The following is a 24,966-nucleotide window of genomic DNA, read 5'->3' on the forward strand; positions in this document are numbered from 1 at the left end:
GTGATGGTAAATGGCTAAAGTAAAGCGTATTAGTCAAACCAATAGGTCTGAAAGCAAAATACAAAAACGCACAGCACTCATATTCATTGTGAGTGTGGGTGCGCTTTTTGTTATGATGTATTTTAATTTAACGGTTGGTGCTTCACACATTACAACGAAGGATTTTATAGATTATCTATGGACACACGATCAAACGAAACAAACATTTTTAATTCATAATGTGCGTATGCCTAGAATGATTGCAGCACTATTCATTGGTGCAGCACTTAGCGTGGCTGGATTACTCATGCAAGCTATGACGAGAAACCCTTTGGCATCGCCCCAAATATTTGGCGTTAACTCGGGCGCTTCTTTTGTTATCGTATTTATCACGATGCTTATACCTGCCTTAACACCATTTGCTACAATACTAGCATTTTTTGGCGCGTTTGTAGGTGGTTTAACAGTTTATCTGCTGTCAGGATCTACAAAAGGAATAACACCAATTAAGTTAGCACTAGCAGGTATGGCCATTCATTTATTTTTTACAAGTATGACTCAAGGAATTATTCTACTAAACGAACATGCAACTTCCACAGTTATGTTTTGGCTTGTAGGTTCATTATCTACTATCAACTGGACACAAATTTTAGGCATCTTACCTTGGCTTATTATTGCTTTTATTGGGACTATTATGATAGCAAAACAATTAACAATTATGGAGCTAGGTGAACAGTTAGCTACATCTTTAGGGCAAAATGTAAAAGTAGTGAGAATTATTATAGCTATACTTGTTATTTTATTAGCAGGAACTTCTGTTTCAGTAGCGGGTCCTATTGGCTTCGTAGGATTAATCGTCCCACATATTGTTAAATATTATGTACATACAAATTATAGGGTGATGATTCCTTTAGCGATAATTATTGGTGCAGACTTATTATTGCTATCTGATGTACTCAGTAGATTAATTGCATTTCCATTTGAATCGCCTGTAGGTATTGTTACTTCATTTGTAGGTGCATTATACTTCCTTGCAATTACTGCTAAAGGAGTGGATCGCATATGAATATTAGACTTATATTAAAATATACGATTGTGACGATATTACTTATTATTTTTGCAATTGGATCATTGTCCATAGGTTCAGTATTTATACATCCTGCTGAAGTGGTTAAAAGTTTACTTTCACAAGATAACTTTATTTTAAATGAGTATCGAGTGCCACGAATGTGCTTGGCATTGATTTTTGGTAGTAGCTTAGCGATTTCTGGTGCTCTGATACAAGGTGTTGTAAGAAATTCACTTGCATCACCAGATGTTATTGGTATTACAAAAGGTGCGAGTTTATCCGCTGTTACGGTTATAATGCTATTTCCTACAGCGCCTTTATATATTTTGCCATTTAGTTCTTTCTTTGGTGCATTTTGTATTAGTTTGATTTTGACTTTGTTAATATCTAAATTTAATATGAAAGGTTCCAAAATCGCATTAATTGGTTTAGCAATAGGTGCAATTTGTACGGCGATTGTTCAATATATGTTAATACGTAATCCGCTAGATGCAAATACTGCATTAGTTTGGCTTACTGGAAGTTTATATGGTCACAACATGTCGAACATAACAGTGATATTACCATGGTTTATCGTTACCTTACCGTTCATTTTTTATTACTGTCATCAGTTAGATATTTTAATTCTTGGTGACGATGTAGCGCTGGGACTAGGGACAAAAATTAAAAAGATTAAAATGATTTTATTATTTTTAGCAGTAGCTTTAGCAGGCGCTTCAATTTCACTCGTCGGGGGATTAAGTTTTCTTGGACTGATTGCACCGCATATAGCACGACGAATAGTTGGCCATAAACACATCCACATCATAATTATGTCAGGTTTGATTGGTGCACTTATACTGTCAATTAGTGATGGACTTGCAAGAGGTATTCATCCACCTATCGATATTCCTGTCGGTGTAATCGTTGCTATTGTCGGCGTTCCATACTTTTTATTTTTAATAAGAAAAATATAATTCAAAAATAAATTGCAAAAGTAAGCGTTTTCGTATAAAGTGTAATTGACCCTAAATAATATTAGAGTCAATTATTTTATTTATACATATACAAGAAGACAATAAAAACCTAAAATTATTGATTTACATATTTATACATAATAGGTTATAATTATTGCTGTTGCTTTTTTAAGTGTATATAAAAATATAAACACCTAAGGGGTGAATGAAATGAATAAATATAGTAAATCACAATTAGTACGAGGTAGATTAAAATTCATTGTCATGTCATTAATTGGTATTATCTTGTTTTTAGTACCTATTACTGTGACTGAAGATGGTGTTAAACAAACCACATTACCCGTTGCGTTTTTAGCAGGACTATTACAAGAAGTGCTAGGGAATGCCATGCCATTAATTATTGTTTTGATTGTCACAATATCAGGCATATTATCGATTTTATGCTCTACAATACTGAAAAATAAATTAAAACCAGACGGTCTTTTATATAATGCATTTAATGTGAACATCGTCTGGTTGCTATTAAGAATATTAGCAGTTGTCTTTGTATGGATGACTTATTTGAAAGTTGGTACTGAAGTAATATATTCTGCAGACACTGGCGGGCTTGTATTTGAAAGTCTATTGCCAACATTAGTTGCTGTATTCTTATTTGCAGCATTATTTTTACCATTACTTATGGAATATGGATTGTTAGAATTTTTAGGTCCAATCTTTAGACCTATTATGAGACCTTTATTCACATTACCAGGGCGTTCTACAGTGGATAACTTAGCATCGTTTATTGGAGATGGCACAGTAGGGGTATTAATAACAAGTAAGCAATATGAAAGTGGTTTTTATTCTAGACGTGAGGCAACAGTTATTGCTACTACCTTTAGTGTAGTATCTATAACATTTGCTATCGTCATTGCGAAAACAGTACATATGCAAAACCATTTCTTCTATTTCTACTTTTCAGTTATTGTTTCGTGTATTGTTTGTGCATTGATTTTGCCAAGAGTCTGGCCATTAAAATCTATCAAAGACGAATACTCAAAAGAAGTATCTGAAGAAATGAGAACGGAAAAATTACCAGAAAATAAAACAGCATTAAGTCACGGTTTTGATATGGCAACAGAAACAGGTATTAATGCACCAGGATTCAAATCATTTTTCAAATCGGGACTTAAAACAGTTGTAGATATGTGGTTTGTTATTTTACCAGTTGTTATGAGTATTGGTACACTAGCGACAATCGTTGCGACCTACACACCAATATTTGCAATTATAGGTAAACCATTTGTACCATATTTAGAATTGCTGCAAATTCCTGAAGCTGCTCAAGCATCAGAAACAATATTAATAGGCTTTGCCGATATGTTTTTACCTTCTATATTAATTGAGGGCGTAGGCAATGATATTACATTATTCGTTATCGGTGCATTAAGTATTAGTCAGTTAATCTACTTATCAGAAGTAGGTGGGGTGATATTAGGCTCGAAAATTCCAGTCAGTATCTTTAAACTATTTGTTATTTTCTTAATCAGAACAATTATTGCATTACCGATTATAGCGTTGATGGCGCATCTATATTTTAATTAGTTTAAAAACATTATGAATATGAATACAATTAAAACACCCCGAAAGTTAGATTGAAAAACTAATCTTCGGGGTGTTTTGCAATATTTACTGTTTTGTTGTATTTAAACTTACAAACGTATCTGATTAATTAAGTGTTGATAAAACATTTGCTTTAACAACTTTATTCCCTATGACTGGTGAATCTTCACTTTTAGATTTTGACTTACCTGCGTGTGCTTCTTTAAACGCATCACTTTCAAGCCATGCTTTGAAATTTTCTTCAGAATCCCACCAAGTATTCACATACATTTGATCGTAATCTGTTTCGTCTTCGATTAGCCAAACTTCAACTTTACGGAATCCTTCTAATTCATTTATTTTGCCTTTTTTTGTAAAATTAGGCGCCATTTTTTCTGCAAAACCTTTTTTAACATCAATTCTATTCGTAACAACGTACATGATATGCACCCACTTTCTAAGATTTAGCTATAGTATATCATCATTGTGAATTAGAGGTTAATTGATATCCCTTATATGTTTAAGTCGTGATTAATATAAAAAAGACGCAATTCTAACGTGGGGTTAGAATTGCGTCTTTTTATTGTTAATTGTTTAATATTATTTTGTTACTTCATTATATACTTTTTGATCATTTTGCGTATAAATAATGTATTCATGGTCATTAGTGTCGATGATAACACGGTTCGTTTTTCCGAAAGTAGAACCAATTCTCGAAACTTTGTTTCTATCTAATTTTGGAATTTCATGGATATTTTGATCTTGTGAAATGTTCTTAATATCACTTGTTGGAATCTTAATATCTGCAACTCTCCATTGAATTCTTACTTCATTGTTATCTTTTTTAACTATCATTGCCATATCTAGAACACATCCTTTAATTAATTTATAGCTATATCATACAACAACATGCAACCGTTTTCAAGTAAATGTGTGATACTTTTATTTAATATGTTATACTCAGTGTTTTTTCCGAAAGTACGTTCGCATTGATATAAAAGATATGATAAAATATATTGCGATAAGGAGAAGTGAAAATGACAGGTAAAACCCACGCATCATGCGGTTTATTAGTAGGCGCATTAACTATAGAATATTTTCATACAGATTTGTTTACATCAATTACGGTTATAACGCTTGCAGTTATATCAAGTTTATTACCTGATATTTGTCATGCACAAAGTAAAATTGGTAGACGATTTAAAGTTTTGAGCTTTTTTATTAGATTATTATTTGGTCACAGGACATTTACACACTCGCTATTATTTATTTCAATTATAATTTGTTTATTATATGCTATTCAAACGCCAATTTATTATTTAATTACGATTATATTAGGAATGCTGTCTCATGTTATACTAGATATGTTAACACCTAGGGGAGTTAAATTTTTATATCCTATCCCAATCAGTGTGAAATTCCCTTTAGTTTTTAAAACAGGTGGTCTCGTTGATTTATCACTTGCGAGCGCGTTAACTATAGGCGCAACTTATGTGTTTTTTCAACCATTTATTAAGCAGCTGTTTTTTTAAATGGTTATGATTAAGGTTGTGCATATAATCATAATAATATAAAGTACAAATAGTGAAATTATATATTCAAGTCAGTAATAAGATACTATTTTTATCTAATATTTGAATATTAAGGAGAGAGAACATGCTAGATAAGAAAGGTTTAGAAAAGTTTAATCAAGACCATTTAATTGAATTTGAAAAACTAATGAGTACAAATGAGAAAGAACAATTGGCTAATAAAGTAGACTCTTTAAACTTATCTGATATTCAAGATTTATACGAAGATTTGTATGTAAATAAAAAAGTAATCGATGACGTTTCCTCTATTAATGAGGTGAAATATGATGTTAAAAATGATTTTTCAGAAGAAGAAATCAAAAAATATGAAGAAGTTGGTTTAGACGCAATTCAAAAAGGTAAATTTGCAGTGTTATTAATGGCAGGTGGACAAGGGACGCGTTTAGGTTATAAAGGACCTAAAGGTTCGTTTGAAATTGAAGGCGTTAGTTTATTTGAAATTCAAGCACAACAATTAATATCATTAAAAGAGCAAACAGGTGTAGCTGTCGATTGGTATATCATGACTAGCAAAGTAAATGACAAAGAAACACAACTATTTTTCGAAGCTAAAGATTATTTTGGATATGATAAATCACATGTGCACTTTTTCAAGCAAGAGAACATTGTTGCCTTATCTGAAGAAGGCAAGTTAGTTTTAGACGTAGATGGTAATATCCTAGAAACGCCTAACGGTAATGGTGGCGTGTTTAAATCACTTAAAAATTCAGGCTATTTAGATGAAATGACAGACAATGGAGTGGAATATATTTTCTTGAATAATATTGATAACGTTCTTGTGAAAGTATTGGATCCATTATTTGCAGGTTATACATTCCAAAAAAGTATGGATATCACTACAAAGTCAATTCAACCTAAAGAGGGAGAAAGTGTTGGTAGATTAGTGACAGCTAATCAAAAAGATACTGTACTTGAATATTCAGAATTAGACCCTGAAGTTGCTAATGAATTTAATAACGCTAATATAGGAATACATACATTTAAACTTTTATTTATTAACAATGTGGTTGATCATGCATTGCCATATCATTTAGCGATTAAAAAACTAAAACAGTTAGATGATGATTTTGGCGTAATTGAGCAACCGACACTTAAGTTTGAATTATTCTATTTTGATATTTTCCAATATGCTAATAGCTTTATTACATTACAAGTACCGAGAGAAGAAGAGTTTTCTCCTTTAAAAAATAAAGAAGGTAAAGATAGTGTTGAAACAGCTACAGCTGATTTGAAACGTATGAATTTGATATAAAAAAGGTGGTTACACTTATGTCTCATACAGTAGATGTAGATAATAGCAAAGTGGCTAAAACATTTAAAAATATTGTACCTTTAACATTTGGTGAGGAAATTGGAAATGCAGTTTCACATGGGGCAGCTGCATTCATTGCTTTATGTGTATTGCCTTATGCAGCAATACAAAGTTTTTTGGATCATGGCATATTAGGTTCATTTAGCGTTTCGCTATATGTGATAAGTATTTTCCTAATGCTTATATCTTCAACGATTTATCATGCGATGCCTAATAATTCTTCGCATAAATATATACTCAGAATTATTGATCACAGTATGATATATGTTGCAATTGCTGGAACATATACGCCAATATGTTTAGTGTTAATTGGTGGATGGTTAGGATGGACTGCAATGGCAGTACTTTGGGGTATTACACTCTGGGGTATTCTATACAAATCTTTAGCTAAAAATGTTAGTCATAAATTGAGCTTAACTATGTATTTAGTTATGGGATGGATTGGCGTTTTATTTTTACCGACAATTATTTTCGATTCATCGGTAACATTTATGCTATTTATACTATTTGGTGGGATTGCTTATACCGTTGGAGCATGGTTCTATGCACAAAAAGATCGTCCATATTTTCATATGATTTGGCACTTCTTTATAGTAATTGCATCCGTATTTCATTTTATAGCTATTTTATATTTTATGTAATTCTAAAAAAACATAGATTTAGTAGTCTCTAGGACATAAATCTATGTTTTAAAAGCAATTATTATATGGGCACTAGCTGTCTGATATATATCGGCTTGTTTTAAGTACTTATGCAAGAGTTTCGGCTCTTGTATTATTTTTTAGTAGGCTTTGTGGGGGCGGGAATATGAAATCAGATTTTGATTTCTATCCCGCTCTTTTTTTAAAAAAAGAAAGATTTAGACTGTAACATGTATTTCTGCCCTAGCCTCAAAAAGTCGATTTGAAACTTATTACTACATAGTAATTGCTCTGATTATGCTAAAAGAATTTTAATTTGTTATGCAAGGAGGTAGATTATGAATATTAAGTCTTTAGGTGTCGTAGTTGCATTAATATTAATTATGTTTATGTCTGCCATCGAAACATCAATTGTTTCTTTAGCAATTCCTACTATAAGAGATGACTTAAATGTTACTTCATCCATTTCATTGATTTTCGCAGTTTATTTTATTGCAATTGTCATAGCTAATCCGATTGTAGGAGAACTACTAGATCGAACGAAAATTATTTATATCACACTTTTAGGATTATTGCTTTTTACTATAGGAAGTTTCTTATCCGGAATAAGTGGCACTTTCGAGATACTTATCATGTCTCGTTTTATACAAGGTTTAGGTGCTGGTGTAATGATGGCATTGAGTCAAATAGTACCTAAACTTGCCTTTGAAATCCCATTACGTTATAAAATTATGGGAATTGTTGGTAGTGTGTGGGGGATTTCTAGCATTATTGGCCCGGTTTTGGGAGGAACTATTTTAGAATTTGCAACGTGGCACTGGTTATTCTTCGTGAATATTCCGATTGCAATTGCTGCTATGGTATTGGTGATAATCACATTCCATTTTGAAAATGAAAATACAACTGCAAAAAATAAATTAGACGTGAAGGGCTTAACGTACTTCTATGTATTAATCTTCTTTTTAATATTTACAGTTATGAATAAAGCGAATTTATATTTAAACATCATTTCACTTATCTTAGCTTGTATAATGGCAGTGGTTCTATACAAAAATGAAAAAAACATAAAAACACCATTTGTACCAGTTACAGAATTTAATAAGACAATTATTTTAATATTCTTTACTGATTTTGCTTATGCAATTATTTTGATGGGTTACAACTTATATATGCCTATTTATTTACAAGAAGAAATGGGCCTCTCACCATTACAAAGTGGCTTTGTAATATTTCCAATTTCATTTGCTTGGTTAGCGCTTAATTTTTCATTAGATAAATTAGAGGTTAGAATGAGTAGAAAAGGATTATATATTTTTGCTTTCACACTATTAATGCTATGTGGCATTTTAATATTTATAGGCACCGAATCGCCATTATTTATAGCGTTTAGTTTATTACTTGCAGGGGTTAGCTTTGGCACAGTTTATACAAAAGATAGTGTTATAACTCAAGAAGAGACTTCATTAAATAATATGAAGCGGATGATGTCACTCTATACATTAACTAAGAGTTTAGGTAATTCAATAGGTTCTACTGTAATGGGTTACGTTTATGCTTTATCGTTCACTTTTATCAGTCTGCAAATACACAATGTTATCTTACTTAGTTTAATTATATTGATTATACTAATAGTTTTATGGATTATGTTTTATAAAGAACAGAAACAAGAATCTAATTAGTAAACTGTATCTATATAACTAAAACATGATTTACTTCATCAATAAACGATATAATTTGAAGAGTAGAGCTTCGTGTTAATTTGTATTTGGTAGTGAGTTGTTATAATGGTAATATAGTTTATGCGATTATAGTTTTAATAATAAATACTAGCGAGGTTGTAATAAAAGTTAGGTGATTATTAAACGGAATATCGAAATAGAGTGAAAAGGGAGGACAGTAAGCAATGAAATATATAAAATATTTATTTACAACGCTTATTGTACTTTCGGTATTTATTATTTCTGGGGCTATATTTTTAACATTTTTAGGATTTGGATTATATGGTTTGAGTAGAATCCTAATTTATTTCCATCTTGCGTATTTTGGATATAACAAAAACTTTTACGATAACTTAATTTATTATGGTAGTTATATTGTATTAGGTTATTTCAATTTGTTTATAATAGAGAATTTAATGGATTACTTTAGAAAAAAATTACCAGATAACCCATATTTTAAAGGGTTAACTTATCACTTAATTACTTTCACTGTAACAACTTTGCTATTTTACTTCATAGTGCATATCCATTACACTTATATAAATATTGATTTTTGGGTGATTGTATTTATCATTGGACTCTTATTTATATGTAAGGAAATATTTTATCCAGATAGTGAAAACTTAAATGGAAAATAAGCATCTTATTTTAGAAAATCACAACAGTTAATTGAAGCACTTTAACTGTTGTGATTATGAAGAATGAATATAATGTTAATATATAGTAGAAACTGTAATACTTTAACTTTATCTCCGATAGTTAAAGTAACCATTTAAGAAAGACATATAGCAATTACTTTAAGAAGTTAGTTTATTTATTCTTTAATAGAGAGTGAAGTGAGCTAACTTCTTTTTTAATAAGCTGATTATATTTATACTGAATATAAACTATTTAAAGCAAACTTAAGTTTTGTTTGTTAGAATATAAATAATGATTATTTTATAAAGAGGGGGACGCATTGTGTTAACGACTGAGCAAGTTAAAGAACTTGTTGGACAATTAAAAGATCCAATAATAAATGTACCTTTAAAAGAAACTGATGGAATAATAGAGGTTACTATTAAAGAAGAAATAGAGCATGTAAGTGTCAAAATAGCTATGGCTCAATTAGGGGGACAACCTCAATTAGATTTACAAATGGCCGTAGTGGAAGTATTAAAAGAAAATGGGACTAATACAGTTGGCATCAGATTTGAAGAATTACCATCTGATGTAGTAGAACAATATAGAGGTACGAGTGATGACGAGCAACAAACAATAGAAGGCTTATTATCTAAAGACAATCCTGTAGAGTTTATAGCTATCGCTTCTGGTAAAGGTGGCGTTGGAAAATCAACAGTAGCAGTCAATTTAGCAGTATCATTAGCTAGAGAAGGTAAAAAAGTTGGTCTAGTTGATGCTGATATTTATGGCTTTAGCGTTCCAGACATGATGGGAATTGATGAAAAACCAGGGGTACAAGGTAAAGAAATCATACCAGTTGAACGTCATGGTGTGAAAGTAATTTCAATGGCTTTCTTTGTTGAAGAGAACGCACCAGTTATATGGAGAGGCCCAATGTTAGGGAAAATGCTTACGAATTTCTTTGTTGAAGTACGATGGGGAGATTTAGATTATTTAATTTTAGATTTACCTCCAGGTACAGGGGATATTGCTTTAGATGTACATACGATGTTGCCATCAAGTAAAGAAATTATTGTAACAACACCTCATCCTACTGCAGCATTTGTTGCAGCAAGAGCTGGAGCAATGGCAAAACACACTGAACACACGATTTTAGGTGTAATAGAAAACATGTCTTACTTCCAAAGCGAAGAAACTGGAAATAAAGAATATGTATTTGGAACAGGTGGCGGTGAAAAGCTTGCTGAAGAATTACAAACAGACTTATTAGGTCACCTACCATTAGAACAACCATCATGGAATCCAAAAGATTTCGCGCCTTCCATTTATCAACCAGATGATAGATTAGGAGAAATATACCAATCAATGGCACAACAAATCATTGAAAAGACTAGTAAATAGTAGTATTTAAGGAGTGGGTAGAAATTAATTTAATTTTTACCCACTTTTCTCTTGCAATTTTTTTGAATGGTGGTAGAATTATTTCTTGTGACCAACGAAAGCACGATACAGTGTAAACGTAACAAATCACAATAAACAAAAAAGTATTGACTTTCTCTTGTGGAATTGATATTATATAAAAGTCGTCAAAAACGACAAAAACATTATTTAATTCAATTTCGAAAAAGTGTAAAAAATATACTTGAAACTTTATAAGAAATACTTTAATATTATTAGAGTAATGTTAAATGATTGTTAAAGAATATTAATTTTTTATTGACACAACGTCAATTGAAATGGTATAGTAATAAAGCAATTATCCAAATGAACATTGAAAACTGAATTGCAATATGTCAACGTTAATTCCGAACACAACATTAAATTGTTGGTTCAAACGTGTTAGAGATAACACACAAATTAGTATTTTATGAGCTAATCAAACATCATAATTCATTTATGGAGAGTTTGATCCTGGCTCAGGATGAACGCTGGCGGCGTGCCTAATACATGCAAGTCGAGCGAACGGATAAGGAGCTTGCTCCTTTGAAGTTAGCGGCGGACGGGTGAGTAACACGTGGGTAACCTACCTATAAGACTGGAATAACTTCGGGAAACCGGAGCTAATGCCGGATAACATTTGGAACCGCATGGTTCTAAAGTAAAAGATGGTTTTGCTATCACTTATAGATGGACCCGCGCCGTATTAGCTAGTTGGTAAGGTAACGGCTTACCAAGGCAACGATACGTAGCCGACCTGAGAGGGTGATCGGCCACACTGGAACTGAGACACGGTCCAGACTCCTACGGGAGGCAGCAGTAGGGAATCTTCCGCAATGGACGAAAGTCTGACGGAGCAACGCCGCGTGAGTGATGAAGGTTTTCGGATCGTAAAACTCTGTTATTAGGGAAGAACAAATGTGTAAGTAACTGTGCACATCTTGACGGTACCTAATCAGAAAGCCACGGCTAACTACGTGCCAGCAGCCGCGGTAATACGTAGGTGGCAAGCGTTATCCGGAATTATTGGGCGTAAAGCGCGCGTAGGCGGTTTCTTAAGTCTGATGTGAAAGCCCACGGCTCAACCGTGGAGGGTCATTGGAAACTGGGAAACTTGAGTACAGAAGAGGAAAGTGGAATTCCATGTGTAGCGGTGAAATGCGCAGAGATATGGAGGAACACCAGTGGCGAAGGCGACTTTCTGGTCTGTAACTGACGCTGATGTGCGAAAGCGTGGGGATCAAACAGGATTAGATACCCTGGTAGTCCACGCCGTAAACGATGAGTGCTAAGTGTTAGGGGGTTTCCGCCCCTTAGTGCTGCAGCTAACGCATTAAGCACTCCGCCTGGGGAGTACGACCGCAAGGTTGAAACTCAAAGGAATTGACGGGGACCCGCACAAGCGGTGGAGCATGTGGTTTAATTCGAAGCAACGCGAAGAACCTTACCAAATCTTGACATCCTTTGAAAACTCTAGAGATAGAGCCTTCCCCTTCGGGGGACAAAGTGACAGGTGGTGCATGGTTGTCGTCAGCTCGTGTCGTGAGATGTTGGGTTAAGTCCCGCAACGAGCGCAACCCTTAAACTTAGTTGCCAGCATTTAGTTGGGCACTCTAGGTTGACTGCCGGTGACAAACCGGAGGAAGGTGGGGATGACGTCAAATCATCATGCCCCTTATGATTTGGGCTACACACGTGCTACAATGGACAATACAAAGGGCAGCTAAATCGCGAGGTCATGCAAATCCCATAAAGTTGTTCTCAGTTCGGATTGTAGTCTGCAACTCGACTACATGAAGCTGGAATCGCTAGTAATCGTAGATCAGCATGCTACGGTGAATACGTTCCCGGGTCTTGTACACACCGCCCGTCACACCACGAGAGTTTGTAACACCCGAAGCCGGTGGAGTAACCATTTATGGAGCTAGCCGTCGAAGGTGGGACAAATGATTGGGGTGAAGTCGTAACAAGGTAGCCGTATCGGAAGGTGCGGCTGGATCACCTCCTTTCTAAGGATATATTCGGAACATCTTCCTTGAGAAGATGAAGAGGAATGACATTGACATATTGCATTCAGTTTTGAATGCTCATTACGAGTATTCATTGCGTTATTTTGTACATTGAAAACTAGATATGTAAGTAAAATTTATGATTTTACCAAGCAAAACCGAGTGAATTAGAGTTTTAAAAAGCTTGAATTCAAAAAAATAGAAATAATCGCTAGTGTTCGAAAGAACACTCACAGATTAATAACATTTTAGGTTTTCAACCGATTTATCGTGTTGAAGGTCGAAAAGATTAAGTTATTAAGGGCGCACGGTGGATGCCTTGGCACTAGAAGCCTACGAAGGACGTTACTAACGACGATATGCTTTGGGGAGCTGTAAGTAAGCTTTGATCCAGAGATTTCCGAATGGGGAAACCCAACACGAGTTATGTCGTGTTATCGATATGTGAATACATAGCATATCTGAAGGCAGACGCGGGGAACTGAAACATCTTAGTACCCGCAGGAAGAGAAAGAAAAATCGATTCCCTGAGTAGCGGCGAGCGAAACGGGAAGAGCCCAAACCAACGAGCTTGCTTGTTGGGGTTGTAGGACACTCTATACGGAGTTACAAAAGAACAAATTAGACGAATCATCTGGAAAGATGAATCAAAGAAGGTAATAATCCTGTAGTCGAAAGTTTGTTCACTCTTGAGTGGATCCTGAGTACGACGGAACACGAGAAATTCCGTCGGAATCCGGGAGGACCATCTCCCAAGGCTAAATACTCTCTAGTGACCGATAGTGAACCAGTACCGTGAGGGAAAGGTGAAAAGTACCCCGGAAGGGGAGTGAAATAGAACTTGAAACCGTGTGCTTACAAGTAGTCAGAGCCCGTTAATGGGTGATGGCGTGCCTTTTGTAGAATGAACCGGCGAGTTACGATTTGATGCAAGGTTAAGCAGTTAATGTGGAGCCGTAGCGAAAGCGAGTCTGAATAGGGCGTTGAGTATTTGGTCGTAGACCCGAAACCAGGTGATCTACCCATGACCAGGCTGAAGTTCAGGTAACACTGAATGGAGGGCCGAACCGACTTACGTTGAAAAGTGAGCGGATGAGTTGTGGGTAGCGGAGAAATTCCAATCGAACCTGGAGATAGCTGGTTCTCTCCGAAATAGCTTTAGGGCTAGCCTTAAGTAATGATTATTGGAGGTAGAGCACTGTTTGGACGAGGGGCCCTTATCGGGTTACCGAATTCAGACAAACTCCGAATGCCAATCAATTTTATCTTAGGAGTTAGAACGCGGGTGATAAGGTCCGTGTTCGAAAGGGAAACAGCCCAGACCACCAGCTAAGGTCCCAAAATATATGTTAAGTGGAAAAGGATGTGGCGTTGCCCAGACAACTAGTATGTTGGCTTAGAAGCAGCCATCATTTAAAGAGTGCGTAATAGCTCACTAGTCGAGTGACACTGCGCCGAAAATGTACCGGGGCTAAACATATTACCGAAGCTGTGGATTGTCCGTAAGGACAGTGGTAGGAGAGCGTTCTAAGGGCGTTGAAGCATGATCGCAAGGACATGTGGAGCGCTTAGAAGTGAGAATGCCGGTGTGAGTAGCGAAAGACGGGTGAGAATCCCGTCCACCGATTGACTAAGGTTTCCAGAGGAAGGCTCGTCCGCTCTGGGTTAGTCGGGTCCTAAGCTGAGGCCGATAGGCGTAGGCGATGGATAACAGGTTGATATTCCTGTACCACCAAATTTCGTTTTAAGCGATGGGGGGACGCAGTAGGATAGGCGAAGCGTACTATTGGATTGTACGTCCAAGCAATGAGACTGAGTGTTAGGCAAATCCGGCACTCTTAAGGTCAAGTTGTGATGGGGAGAGGAAATTGTTTCCTCGAGTCGTTGATTTCACACTGCCAAGAAAAGCCTCTAGCTAGAATTTTGGTGCCCGTACCGCAAACCGACACAGGTAGTCAAGATGAGAATTCTAAGGTGAGCGAGCGAACTCTCGTTAAGGAACTCGGCAAAATGACCCCGTAACTTCGGGAGAAGGGGTGCTCTTTAGGGTTAACGCCCAGGAGAGCCGCAGTGAATAGGCCCAAGCGACTGTTTATCAAAAACACAGGTCTCTGCTAAACCGTAAGGTGATGTATAGGGGCTGACGCCTGCCCGGTGCTGGAAGGTTAAGAGGAGTGGTTAGCTTCGGCGAAGCTACGAATCGAAGCCCCAGTAAACGGCGGCCGTAACTATAACGGTCCTAAGGTAGCGAAATTCCTTGTCGGGTAAGTTCCGACCCGCACGAAAGGCGTAACGATTTGGGCACTGTCTCAACGAGAGACTCGGTGAAATCATAGTACCTGTGAAGATGCAGGTTACCCGCGACAGGACGGAAAGACCCCGTGGAGCTTTACTGTAGTCTGATATTGAAATTCGGTACAACTTGTACAGGATAGGTAGGAGCCTTTGAAACGTGAGCGCCAGCTTACGTCGAGGCGTTGGTGGGATACTACCCTTGCTGTGTTGGATTTCTAACCCGCACCATTTATCATGGTGGGAGACAGTGTCAGATGGACAGTTTGACTGGGGCGGTCGCCTCCTAAAGAGTAACGGAGGCGCTCAAAGGTTTCCTCAGAATGGTTGGAAATCATTCATAGAGTGTAAAGGCATAAGGAAGCTTGACTGCGAGACTTACAAGTCGAGCAGGGTCGAAAGACGGACTTAGTGATCCGGTGGTTCCGCATGGAAGGGCCATCGCTCAACGGATAAAAGCTACCCCGGGGATAACAGGCTTATCTCCCCCAAGAGTTCACATCGACGGGGAGGTTTGGCACCTCGATGTCGGCTCATCGCATCCTGGGGCTGTAGTCGGTCCCAAGGGTTGGGCTGTTCGCCCATTAAAGCGGTACGCGAGCTGGGTTCAGAACGTCGTGAGACAGTTCGGTCCCTATCCGTCGTGGGCGCAGGAAATTTGAGAGGAGCTGTCCTTAGTACGAGAGGACCGGGATGGACATACCTCTGGTGTACCAGTTGTCGTGCCAACGGCATCGCTGGGTAGCTATGTATGGACGGGATAAGTGCTGAAAGCATCTAAGCATGAAGCCCCCCTCAAGATGAGATTTCCCAACTTCGGTTATAAGATCCCTCAAAGATGATGAGGTTAATAGGTTCGAGGTGGAAGCATAGCGATATGTGGAGCTGACGAATACTAATCGATCGAAGACTTAATCAAATTTAAAAGTGTTTTGTTTGGCATTATCAAATTTTACTTACTATCTAGTTTTGAATGTATAATTTTTTATATATTTCATTGTCTGGTGACAATGGCAAGGAGGTCACACCTGTTCCCATGCCGAACACAGTAGTTAAGCTCCTTAGCGCCGATGGTAGTCGGACTTACGTTCCGCAAGAGTAGGACGTTGCCAGGCAATTTCATTATTCCACAGTAGCTCAGTGGTAGAGCTATCGGCTGTTAACCGATCGGTCGTAGGTTCGAGTCCTACCTGTGGAGCCATATGGCCCCGTGGTCAAGCGGTTAAGACACCGCCCTTTCACGGCGGTAACACGGGTTCGAGTCCCGTCGGGGTCATACATATTGGAGGATTAGCTCAGCTGGGAGAGCATCTGCCTTACAAGCAGAGGGTCGGCGGTTCGAACCCGTCATCCTCCACCATTTTTAATTTAATAGCGGAGGGGTAGCGAAGTGGCTAAACGCGGCGGACTGTAAATCCGCTCCTTCGGGTTCGGCAGTTCGAATCTGCCCCCCTCCACCATTAATGGGCTATAGCCAAGCGGTAAGGCAACGGACTTTGACTCCGTCACTCGTTGGTTCGAATCCAGCTAGCCCAGCCATTTAGAGCCATTAGCTCAGTTGGTAGAGCATCTGACTTTTAATCAGAGGGTCAGTGGTTCGAGCCCACTATGGCTCACTCTATAGCATTTCTCTTATGAGAAATGCTTTTTTTGTGTTGAAAATTAAAATTACTAAAAATTTTAAATGATAATATAATAAAGAAAATTCAAAATAATTTATATACATTTTTATGATTAGAATAGTATGTAAAAGCTAATATAAGGCCTTTTTATGAATTATAAATCATTATACTGGTTTTATATGTAAAATGTCGATTTTATAAAAAAATTATGATATTACATTAACTTGAAACATAAAGCGCTTTCGATTATTCTAGTAACAGATGAAAGCAAAGGGGTTTTTAACATGAATAAAAAAATAGAAATAATTGGAGCACCATCAACATATGGTCAAAGGAAATTAGGGGTTAACTTTGGTCCAGATGCTATACGATATGCAGGTATTGTTGATCGTATTAGAGCGATAGGTTTATCCGTTGAAGATTCTGGTAATATTGAAGTACCAGCAATCGATTTAGATAAGTTTAATTCAGAGCAAGAGGGCTTACGAAATTTAGATGAAATTATTACTGTTTCTAACAACTTAAGTGAAGCTGTATCGAATAGTATTGAGAAAAATAACTTCCCATTAATTCTTGGAGGAGATCATTCCATTGCTATAGGTTCAATATCTGGCGTAAGTAAACACTATAATAATTTAGGCGTTATTTGGTATGATGCACATGGGGATTTGAATGTACCTGAAGAATCACCATCAGGGAATATACATGGGATGCCATTACGTGTGCTTGCTGGAGACGGGGATGATCGTTTAGTTAACATTTCAAATTATACACCTAAAGTAAAGCCAGAAAATATCGTTCTTATAGGAATGAGAGACTTAGACGATGGCGAGCGCCGTTACATAAAAGAAAATAATATTAAAACTTATACTATGGCGGAAGTTGATCGATATGGTATTAAACAAGTAATGGATGAAACTATAGAGTATCTAGAAGCTAAAACAGACGGTATACACTTATCATTAGATGTCGATGCGTTGGATCCTGTTGAAACACCAGGAACAGGCACTAGAGTCTTAGGTGGTTTGACATATAGAGAAAGTCATTTTGCGTTAGAGTTATTACATAACTCGAAGTGTGTAACTTCTATGGATATAGTTGAAGTTAATCCATTAATAGATCACACCAATGATACAGCTAAACAAGCTGTTGGTTTAGTAGGTAGTTTCTTTGGAGAAACGCTTCTATAATTAGTAATGAAACTGATGTGGATTAAATCCATATCAGTTTTTTTAAATTTTTACAATAAAATTAAATACTAAATATGACAGTTGGCTTTATGATTGGTATAATATATATCATGGGAACAGATAACCGGAGGAGATGTTATGGATTTATCCAACTTTTTTGATGACTGGAGTACAGTGAAAATAATTGCAAGTGTACTCGATTTGCTCATAGTATGGTATGTACTTTATCTTCTCATTACAGTTTTTAAAGGTACCAAAGCCATTCAACTATTAAAGGGAATTGTCGTAATAGTTATTGGTCAACAAGTGAGTAAAATGTTAAATTTAACAGCCACAGCCAAATTGTTTGATTTAGTTATTCAATGGGGTGTGTTAGCTTTAATCGTAATATTCCAACCAGAAATTAGACGCGCATTAGAACAACTTGGTCGTGGAAGTCTATTTAAACGCTATTCAACTAATTTAAATAGTGATGAAGGAAAACTTATATCCTCTGTATCCAAAGCAGTGCAGTATATGGCAAAACGACGTATTGGCGCATTGATTGTTTTTGAAAATGAAACAGGATTACAAGATTATATCGAAACTGGTATTGCCATGAACTCGGAAATATCACAAGAACTTTTAACAAACGTGTTCGTGCCTAACACACCTTTACATGACGGTGCGATGATCATACAGGAAAACAAAATTGCAAGTGCTGCAAGTTATTTACCATTATCAGATAGTGCCAAGATTGCTAAAAGCTTAGGTACAAGACATAGAGCAGCAGTTGGTATTTCTGAAGTGTCTGATGCTTTTACAGTTATTGTCTCTGAAGAAACAGGGTCAATTTCCGTTACATTTGATGGTAAATTAAGAAAAGATATTTCTAACGAAGCTTTTGAAGAATTATTGGCTGAACATTGGTTTGGCACACACTTTAACAAGAAAGGTGTGAAATAATATGCTAGAAAGTAAGTGGGGATTAAGGTTAATAGCACTTGTATTAGCGTTAATATTTTTCTTATCAGTTAATAATATGTTTGGCAATATTTTTAATGCTGATAACTTAGGACAGAAATCTTCAGAAACAATTGAAGATGTACCAGTTCAAGTGAAGTATGACAACACATCATTGTATGCCAGTGAAGTTCCAAATAAAGTAGATGTAGAAATATCCGGACCACAATCACAAGTACTAAAGGCTGAAAATGGTGAAAGTATTAAAGCCGTATTAGACTTGAGTGAAGAAAAAGCAGGTAAGCATACTACACAATTCCAAGTGAATGGGTTAAATAAAGATATTGATTATAATGTGAAACCGAAAGAAACAACCATAAATCTGGAAGAGAAAGTAAGTAAAACATTAAAAGTAGAACCAGATGTAAGTAATAATGATTTGGATCCGGAATATAAAGTGAGTGAACAGAGCGTGTCACCAGAAACTGTTAAAGTGACTGGCGGTAAAAATCAAATTGATAAAATTGCTTATTTAAAAGCAACATATAAAAATAAAAGTAAAATTTCTAAAGACACAACAGATGTTGCACAAATTACTGCATTTGATAGAAACTTAAATAAAATTGATGTGATGGTTCAACCAAATGAAGTCAATCTAAGTGTGAAAGTAGAAGACTATAGTAAAAAAGTGAAAGTAAAAACTAAAACAGTAGGCTCATTATCAAACGGTCGTGAAGTAGATAATATCGAATTAAATAATGAGGAAGTTGAAATTTATGGTAATAAAGAAGATCTAGAAGATATTGATGAAATTACAGCCAATATTGATTTGGATGATGTGGCAGGTTCTACTGAAAAAGATATTACGTTTGAAGTACCTGATAAGGTTACTAAAGTAAGTCCTAAAGATACAACTGCAACAATTACAGTCAAATAGATTTTTTTAAAATAAAGGAGATATATATAATGGCAAAATATTTTGGAACAGACGGCGTAAGGGGCGTAGCTAATAAAGAACTTACCCCTGAACTTGCATTTAAATTAGGACGCTACGGTGGTTACGTATTAGCACATAATGAAGGGGAAAAGCACCCTAAAGTACTCGTTGGTAGAGATACGCGTGTTTCTGGAGAAATGTTAGAATCAGCTTTAATTGCTGGACTTATTTCAATTGGTGCAGAGGTAATGCGTTTAGGTGTTATATCAACGCCCGGAGTTGCTTATTTAACTCGTGCAATGGAAGCTGATTTAGGCGTCATGATTTCTGCTTCTCATAATCCAGTTCCAGATAATGGTATCAAATTCTTTGGTTCAGACGGTTTTAAATTGTCAGATGACCAAGAACAAGAAATAGAAACTCTTTTAGATCAAGATAATCCTGACTTACCTAGACCAATTGGAGAAGATATCGTTCATTACTCTGACTATTTTGAAGGTAGTCAAAAATATATCAGTTATTTAAAATCAACAGTAGATGTAAATCTAGACGGCATGAAAATTGGCTTAGATGGAGCGAATGGTTCTACTTCATCATTAGCGCCATTTTTATTCGGAGATTTAGAAGCAGATACTGTGACAGTTGGATGTAATCCAGATGGTTATAATATAAATAAAGAAGTTGGTTCAACACATCCTGAAACATTAGCTAAGGAAGTTGTAGAATCTGAATGTGACTTTGGACTTGCTTTTGATGGTGATGGAGATAGACTTATCGCTATTGATGAAAATGGAGAAATCGTTGATGGTGATCAGATTATGTTTATTATCGGGCAAGCGATGTCTAAGAATCGTGAGCTTAATAACAATATGATTGTTTCAACAGTGATGAGTAATTTAGGATTTTATAAAGCTTTAGAAAATGAAGGTATTCAATCAAACAAAACTAAAGTTGGAGATCGTTATGTTGTTGAAGAAATGAGAAGAGGCAATTATAATTTAGGTGGCGAACAGTCGGGTCATATCGTTCTTATGGATTATAATACGACAGGTGACGGTTTATTAACAGGTGTACAATTAGCAAGTATTATTAAAATGACTGGTAAAAGTCTAAGTCAACTTGCAGGCCAAATGAAAAAATATCCTCAATCACTAGTCAATGTACGAGTTACAGATAAATATCGTGTAGAAGAAAATATTGATGTTCAAGAAGTAATGACAAAAGTAGAAGTAGAAATGAACGGGGAAGGCCGTATATTAGTAAGACCTTCAGGTACAGAACCACTTGTTCGTGTAATGGTTGAAGCTTCAACTGATGAAGATGCACAACGTTTCGCGCAAACAATTGCAGACGTGGTACAAGATAAAATGGGATTAGACGAATAAACAAATTCCATTTTTGATAAAATAAAAAAACTGGGAACAAGGTTAAAACACTTGTTCCCAGTTTTTTATTACTATTTGACAGCAATTTTAAAATATTATAATACGTTATATGCTTGAACAATTTCTGTAGTTAATTGTTCATCGATTTTAGCATAATTTTTTAAGAATGCTTCAACGCTGTTGGATTTAATATAATCATTTTTCTCTACTGTTTCGGGATCGTTAGAGTCATCATATTTTAACAACAATGCAGCTGCTTTAACTAAACCGTCATGCGCTAAATTATTTTGATATAAATAATTTAATGGCTTAATGATACGATCTTGAGGTCCTATTTTACGAATTGTGCCACGACCGACACGTGTAACTTCGTCCGATAAGTTAGGATTTTTAAAACGACCTATAATTTTTTCAACATACTGTGCTTGTTCATTTTCTGTAAAATCAAATTGACTTGTAATATACTGGCTAGTTTCTTTAAGCACTTTATCTAAATCATGTTTAATATTCTCATCATTAATAGCATCTAATACTGTAGGTTGATTAAAGTATCGACCTGCATAAGCTAGGTAAGCATGACCAGTATTCACAGTTAGTAGTTTTCTTTCAATATATGGTGTTAAGTTATCTACATATTTAATGTGATTTAATTCTGGACCGAACCAATTATCTTTTTCTATAACCCACTCATAAAATGGTTCAACCACGACATCTAAAATATTTTCATTCTTTTGCATTGGCACGATTCTATCGACTGCTGAATTAGCAAAATGGATATGGTCATCTAAAGGACCAGTTATATCTAGAATCGCTTTTTTTAAAGTGTTCGTGGCCATAATAGCATTTTCACATGCCACAATATTTACAGGTGTTTCTTTTTCTTTTAAATAGGGCGCAAATGATTTAGCAATAATTGGTAAGATATTAACACCAACTGCAGTGGTAATTAAGTCTGCTTCTAATACTGCTTCTTTCAAACTTTCAGAAAGAGAACCTGAATCAATTGCATCAACGTTATGCACGCGTGTTGTTGTTTGAGCTTCATCAGCTAAAATGACATCATATTCTTGTTTTTCATCTAAAGCATTAATAATATCAGCGTTCACATCTGCAAATGTTACTTTAACGTCATTATCAGCTAAGATGTAACCGATAAAACCTCTGCCTATGTTACCTGCACCAAAGTGTAATGCTTTCATTATGCGTCAGCCTCCTCAAAGACTTGTTTAATTTCTTCTGCAGATGAAGCTTTAACAATACGCTCAACATTTTCTTCTTCACTAAACGTAATTGCAATTTTAGAAAGTAAATCTAAATGTTCACCGTCTTTACCTGCAATTCCGACAACGACTTTAACTTCTTCACCGTCCCAATCGACACCTTCAGGGATTTGAATTAATGTTAATCCTGATTTTAAGACACTTGTTTTAGCTTCGTCAGTACCATGTGGAATTGCTAAGCCGTTACCCATGAAAGTCGTAACGACTTGTTCACGGTCTTTCATTGCTTGAATATATGCTTCTGTCACGGCACCACTTGAAACTAAGGCTTGTCCCGCTTTTTCAATTGCTTCGTTTTGGTCTTTCATTGATTGGTTAATAAAAATGTTTTCATTACTGAATAATTCGCTCATTTTCTTCACTCCAAGTTTAATAGATTTTGTAATTGTATAAGATAACTCTGTTTTAAAATATCTAACAATTGTTCTGGATGTTGCATAAATTCATCAATATTGTCTAAATGTTCAACCATTTTTCCTGATATGTCACTGACAAGTTGTGACATCGTATCATCATGCGGTACAAACATATTTAATAAATAATTTACTGATAAATCGTCATTTTGATTACTTTTAAGCATGATAGGCTCATTTAAAATCGTAATTAAAATAAAAGGCTTTTGAATTATTTGATTCTTTAAATGAGGTATGGCTATCGGATATGGTTCCAAGACAAATCCTTGAGTGTCCATATGATGCTTAATGAGTTCAGCGAATGACTGACCATCTGTAATAATTTGGTGAGATAATAATGTTTCAGTTAAATAGTTAGTCCAATTAGAAACGCTTATATAATCAATATATACTGAATCAATAAGTTCTAAACCTTTTCTGATATAAGATAGTTTAGCTTCAGGATCTGGTATATTTTGATGTGTATAATCTAATGTGTCGCTTGGTTGTACGTCTTTTTGCATGTTTAGAAATGCAGCAACATGATTAATATCTGAATCAGGCAGTAATGGATTTACAGTGATATAAGGTGTTGTAATATCTAAATCTACGGTCGTGATAATCGCATCAAATTGTGTTGAATCTAATTCATTTAAATCTCCAACAGAAGCTTGTGTCGTTTTTTGAATCTCACTGAATGTTTGCTGTAATCGTGTAGCTAGTAAGCGACTTGTGCCAATACCGCTACTACAAACAACTAAGACGCTATAAAATGGACTTCCTTGATTTTGAATAGCGCCACCAAAATGCAACACAATAAATGCAATTTCACTATCTGGAAAATTAAAATCTGGCCAAATATGTGATAAACCTCGATGTACACTTTCAAAAAGTCTAGGGTATTTATGTTTAATCATTTCTGTTAATGGATTATATGTCTCAATATTTGCGTTCAATCGATTAATTGCAGGAATAAGGTGCAATTTCAAACCTTCACTCAGTGTATCCCAATCTTTAAAGTCTTGTTGTGAATATTTAGCAACAGAGTGAATAAGTTGATCGATACGAGCTTCATCCTTATTATCTTTAAACACTTCAACGGATTCCTTACGTTTCGCACCACGCAAATGAATTGTAATAAAGGTTACTTCTGCTTGATTGAACTGCACGCCATAAATATGTTCTAAATGTAAGGCGAGTGCAGCAGCTACTTTGTGTTCAAATGAATCTTTAACATTATTATAGATATCATTATTTAGCGCAACGTATTCACCATTAAGCATGCGATCGATACTTAATACAATATGCACAGTCAATGTAAGGTAACTAGATTCAGTCAATGAATAGGGGAGTTGATCTAAATGATCCATAAGTATGCGTTCTACTTGGAAAATTTTATCCATATCTACCATCGCCAGTTGAGATTGGTTAATGGATTGATAGACAAAATGATTTTCAATCACTGAATAGACACTTGTACTATTTAAATTATTGACCATAAGTTGACTTAATAATTCACGTTTTTTTGATTCAGCGCCACTTAAATGAATACCTTCGCCGCGTTTTTTCTGTAATTTTAATTGATATTGATCAAGTTCAATGTCTAATTCATCCAAAAGTTTGGTTAACGTCTGTGTAGATACACCAATTTCATGTGCTAAGCCATATTGCTTGATAGGTTCTTTAGCTTGAATCAAAGCATATAAAATAATAACTTTTTGTTCTTCTTGAGATAAATCGATTGTATTTTGTTGTGACAGTACATTTTTCAGTGAGGTCACTGCATGCTCATCTGCATCGAGTTGTATTCCTTTTTTAGTCACACGTTCTAATTTAATATTAAACGTATTTATGAATGACTCAATGGATTTTAACTCTCTATGAATAGTACGAGAGGATACAGCTAGATGTTGAGCAATGTCATAAATCGTGACATATTGACCGTGATACTTAATTAACATTTCGATAATTTCTTTTTCACGTGTACTCAAAAACATAGTCATACCCT

At 35.6% G+C, this 24,966-nt stretch carries 18 protein-coding genes, 6 tRNA genes and 3 rRNA genes; 22 read left to right on the forward strand and 5 right to left on the reverse strand.

The window, feature by feature from the left end:
* Window positions 1-10: 10 nt before the first annotated feature.
* The 3 genes from PYW44_RS03800 (at window position 11) to PYW44_RS03810 (ending at window position 3,588) form a co-directional block, all read left to right on the forward strand.
* Window positions 11-1,045: a FecCD family ABC transporter permease gene (locus PYW44_RS03800; RefSeq protein ID WP_069801832.1), complete on the forward strand. Its 1,035-nt coding sequence runs from the start codon at window positions 11-13 to the stop codon at window positions 1,043-1,045.
* Complete coding sequence (locus PYW44_RS03805) at window positions 1,042-2,004, forward strand: FecCD family ABC transporter permease (RefSeq protein ID WP_107510495.1); 963 nt, start codon at window positions 1,042-1,044, stop codon at window positions 2,002-2,004. The genes PYW44_RS03800 and PYW44_RS03805 overlap by 4 nt, the downstream gene beginning before the upstream one ends.
* A 210-nt stretch (window positions 2,005-2,214) precedes the next feature.
* Window positions 2,215-3,588, forward strand: a complete 1,374-nt coding sequence (locus tag PYW44_RS03810) for a YjiH family protein (RefSeq protein ID WP_107510494.1) — start codon at window positions 2,215-2,217, stop codon at window positions 3,586-3,588.
* A 123-nt stretch (window positions 3,589-3,711) separates the two neighbouring features.
* Here PYW44_RS03810 and PYW44_RS03815 read toward each other — a convergent pair whose 3' ends face one another.
* Window positions 3,712-4,026, reverse strand: coding sequence for a heme oxygenase (locus PYW44_RS03815; RefSeq protein ID WP_002507008.1), 315 nt, complete (start codon window positions 4,024-4,026; stop codon window positions 3,712-3,714).
* Window positions 4,027-4,185: 159 nt separating this feature from the next.
* On the reverse strand, window positions 4,186-4,446 hold the full coding sequence (locus PYW44_RS03820) for a SunI/YnzG family protein (protein WP_107513545.1): 261 nt from the start codon (window positions 4,444-4,446) through the stop codon (window positions 4,186-4,188).
* Window positions 4,447-4,622: 176 nt separating this feature from the next.
* Here PYW44_RS03820 and PYW44_RS03825 point away from each other — a divergent pair, with 176 nt between their 5' ends.
* The 19 genes from PYW44_RS03825 (at window position 4,623) to glmM (ending at window position 21,286) form a co-directional block, all read left to right on the forward strand.
* Window positions 4,623-5,117, forward strand: coding sequence for a metal-dependent hydrolase (locus PYW44_RS03825; RefSeq protein WP_002507010.1), 495 nt, complete (start codon window positions 4,623-4,625; stop codon window positions 5,115-5,117).
* Window positions 5,118-5,241: 124 nt separating this feature from the next.
* Window positions 5,242-6,429 (forward strand): UTP--glucose-1-phosphate uridylyltransferase, encoded by a 1,188-nt coding sequence (locus tag PYW44_RS03830; protein ID WP_021340027.1) that lies wholly within the window; start codon window positions 5,242-5,244, stop codon window positions 6,427-6,429.
* A 17-nt stretch (window positions 6,430-6,446) separates the two neighbouring features.
* Window positions 6,447-7,130 (forward strand): PAQR family membrane homeostasis protein TrhA, encoded by a 684-nt coding sequence (gene trhA / locus PYW44_RS03835; RefSeq protein ID WP_021340028.1) that lies wholly within the window; start codon window positions 6,447-6,449, stop codon window positions 7,128-7,130.
* A 338-nt stretch (window positions 7,131-7,468) separates the two neighbouring features.
* Window positions 7,469-8,809, forward strand: coding sequence for a multidrug efflux MFS transporter SdrM (gene sdrM / locus PYW44_RS03840; protein WP_021340029.1), 1,341 nt, complete (start codon window positions 7,469-7,471; stop codon window positions 8,807-8,809).
* Between the two features lie 224 nt (window positions 8,810-9,033).
* A complete protein-coding gene (locus PYW44_RS03845) occupies window positions 9,034-9,486 on the forward strand; it encodes a SepA family multidrug efflux transporter (RefSeq protein WP_002507014.1) in 453 nt (150 codons plus the stop codon).
* Window positions 9,487-9,808: 322 nt separating this feature from the next.
* Window positions 9,809-10,873: an Mrp/NBP35 family ATP-binding protein gene (locus PYW44_RS03850; RefSeq protein WP_115075967.1), complete on the forward strand. Its 1,065-nt coding sequence runs from the start codon at window positions 9,809-9,811 to the stop codon at window positions 10,871-10,873.
* Between the two features lie 492 nt (window positions 10,874-11,365).
* Window positions 11,366-12,918: ribosomal RNA gene (locus PYW44_RS03855) — 16S ribosomal RNA — on the forward strand.
* A gap of 287 nt (window positions 12,919-13,205) precedes the next feature.
* A 23S ribosomal RNA gene (locus PYW44_RS03860) occupies window positions 13,206-16,129 on the forward strand.
* An 81-nt stretch (window positions 16,130-16,210) separates the two neighbouring features.
* A 5S ribosomal RNA gene (gene rrf / locus PYW44_RS03865) occupies window positions 16,211-16,325 on the forward strand.
* The 16S, 23S and 5S rRNA genes sit together here with 6 tRNA genes alongside, the layout of an rRNA operon.
* 11 nt (window positions 16,326-16,336) lie before the next feature.
* Window positions 16,337-16,411, forward strand: a tRNA-Asn gene (locus PYW44_RS03870).
* A gap of 3 nt (window positions 16,412-16,414) precedes the next feature.
* Window positions 16,415-16,486: transfer RNA gene (locus PYW44_RS03875), tRNA-Glu, on the forward strand.
* 8 nt (window positions 16,487-16,494) lie between these two features.
* Window positions 16,495-16,570 (forward strand) — tRNA-Val (locus PYW44_RS03880).
* A gap of 16 nt (window positions 16,571-16,586) precedes the next feature.
* Window positions 16,587-16,670 (forward strand) — tRNA-Tyr (locus tag PYW44_RS03885).
* Window positions 16,671-16,674: 4 nt separating this feature from the next.
* Window positions 16,675-16,749 (forward strand) — tRNA-Gln (locus PYW44_RS03890).
* 4 nt (window positions 16,750-16,753) lie between these two features.
* Window positions 16,754-16,826, forward strand: a tRNA-Lys gene (locus PYW44_RS03895).
* Window positions 16,827-17,116: 290 nt separating this feature from the next.
* Window positions 17,117-18,022 carry an arginase gene (rocF, locus tag PYW44_RS03900; RefSeq protein WP_021339812.1) on the forward strand — a complete coding sequence of 302 codons (906 nt, stop codon included), beginning with the start codon at window positions 17,117-17,119 and terminating at the stop codon, window positions 18,020-18,022.
* A 138-nt stretch (window positions 18,023-18,160) separates the two neighbouring features.
* Window positions 18,161-18,967, forward strand: a complete 807-nt coding sequence (gene cdaA, locus PYW44_RS03905) for a diadenylate cyclase CdaA (RefSeq protein WP_002507018.1) — start codon at window positions 18,161-18,163, stop codon at window positions 18,965-18,967.
* Window position 18,968: 1 nt separating this feature from the next.
* Window positions 18,969-19,901 carry a CdaR family protein gene (locus PYW44_RS03910; RefSeq protein WP_021339811.1) on the forward strand — a complete coding sequence of 311 codons (933 nt, stop codon included), beginning with the start codon at window positions 18,969-18,971 and terminating at the stop codon, window positions 19,899-19,901.
* A gap of 29 nt (window positions 19,902-19,930) precedes the next feature.
* Complete coding sequence (glmM, locus tag PYW44_RS03915; protein ID WP_021339810.1) at window positions 19,931-21,286, forward strand: phosphoglucosamine mutase; 1,356 nt, start codon at window positions 19,931-19,933, stop codon at window positions 21,284-21,286.
* 95 nt (window positions 21,287-21,381) lie between these two features.
* Here glmM and PYW44_RS03920 read toward each other — a convergent pair whose 3' ends face one another.
* From PYW44_RS03920 to PYW44_RS03930, 3 genes are read right to left on the reverse strand one after another with little or no spacing between them, the layout of a single operon-like run.
* Window positions 21,382-22,485 carry a mannitol-1-phosphate 5-dehydrogenase gene (locus PYW44_RS03920; protein ID WP_021339809.1) on the reverse strand — a complete coding sequence of 368 codons (1,104 nt, stop codon included), beginning with the start codon at window positions 22,483-22,485 and terminating at the stop codon, window positions 21,382-21,384.
* Window positions 22,485-22,919 carry a PTS mannitol transporter subunit IIA gene (locus PYW44_RS03925; RefSeq protein WP_021339808.1) on the reverse strand — a complete coding sequence of 145 codons (435 nt, stop codon included), beginning with the start codon at window positions 22,917-22,919 and terminating at the stop codon, window positions 22,485-22,487. Before PYW44_RS03925 ends, PYW44_RS03920 begins: the two co-directional genes overlap by 1 nt.
* Before the next feature lie 5 nt (window positions 22,920-22,924).
* Entirely contained in the window at window positions 22,925-24,955 is a 2,031-nt protein-coding gene (locus PYW44_RS03930) for a BglG family transcription antiterminator (RefSeq protein WP_021339807.1), read from the reverse strand.
* Between the last annotated feature and the right edge of the window lie 11 nt (window positions 24,956-24,966).

The sequence above is a fragment of the Staphylococcus equorum genome (assembly GCF_029024965.1).
Classification (GTDB): domain Bacteria; phylum Bacillota; class Bacilli; order Staphylococcales; family Staphylococcaceae; genus Staphylococcus; species Staphylococcus equorum.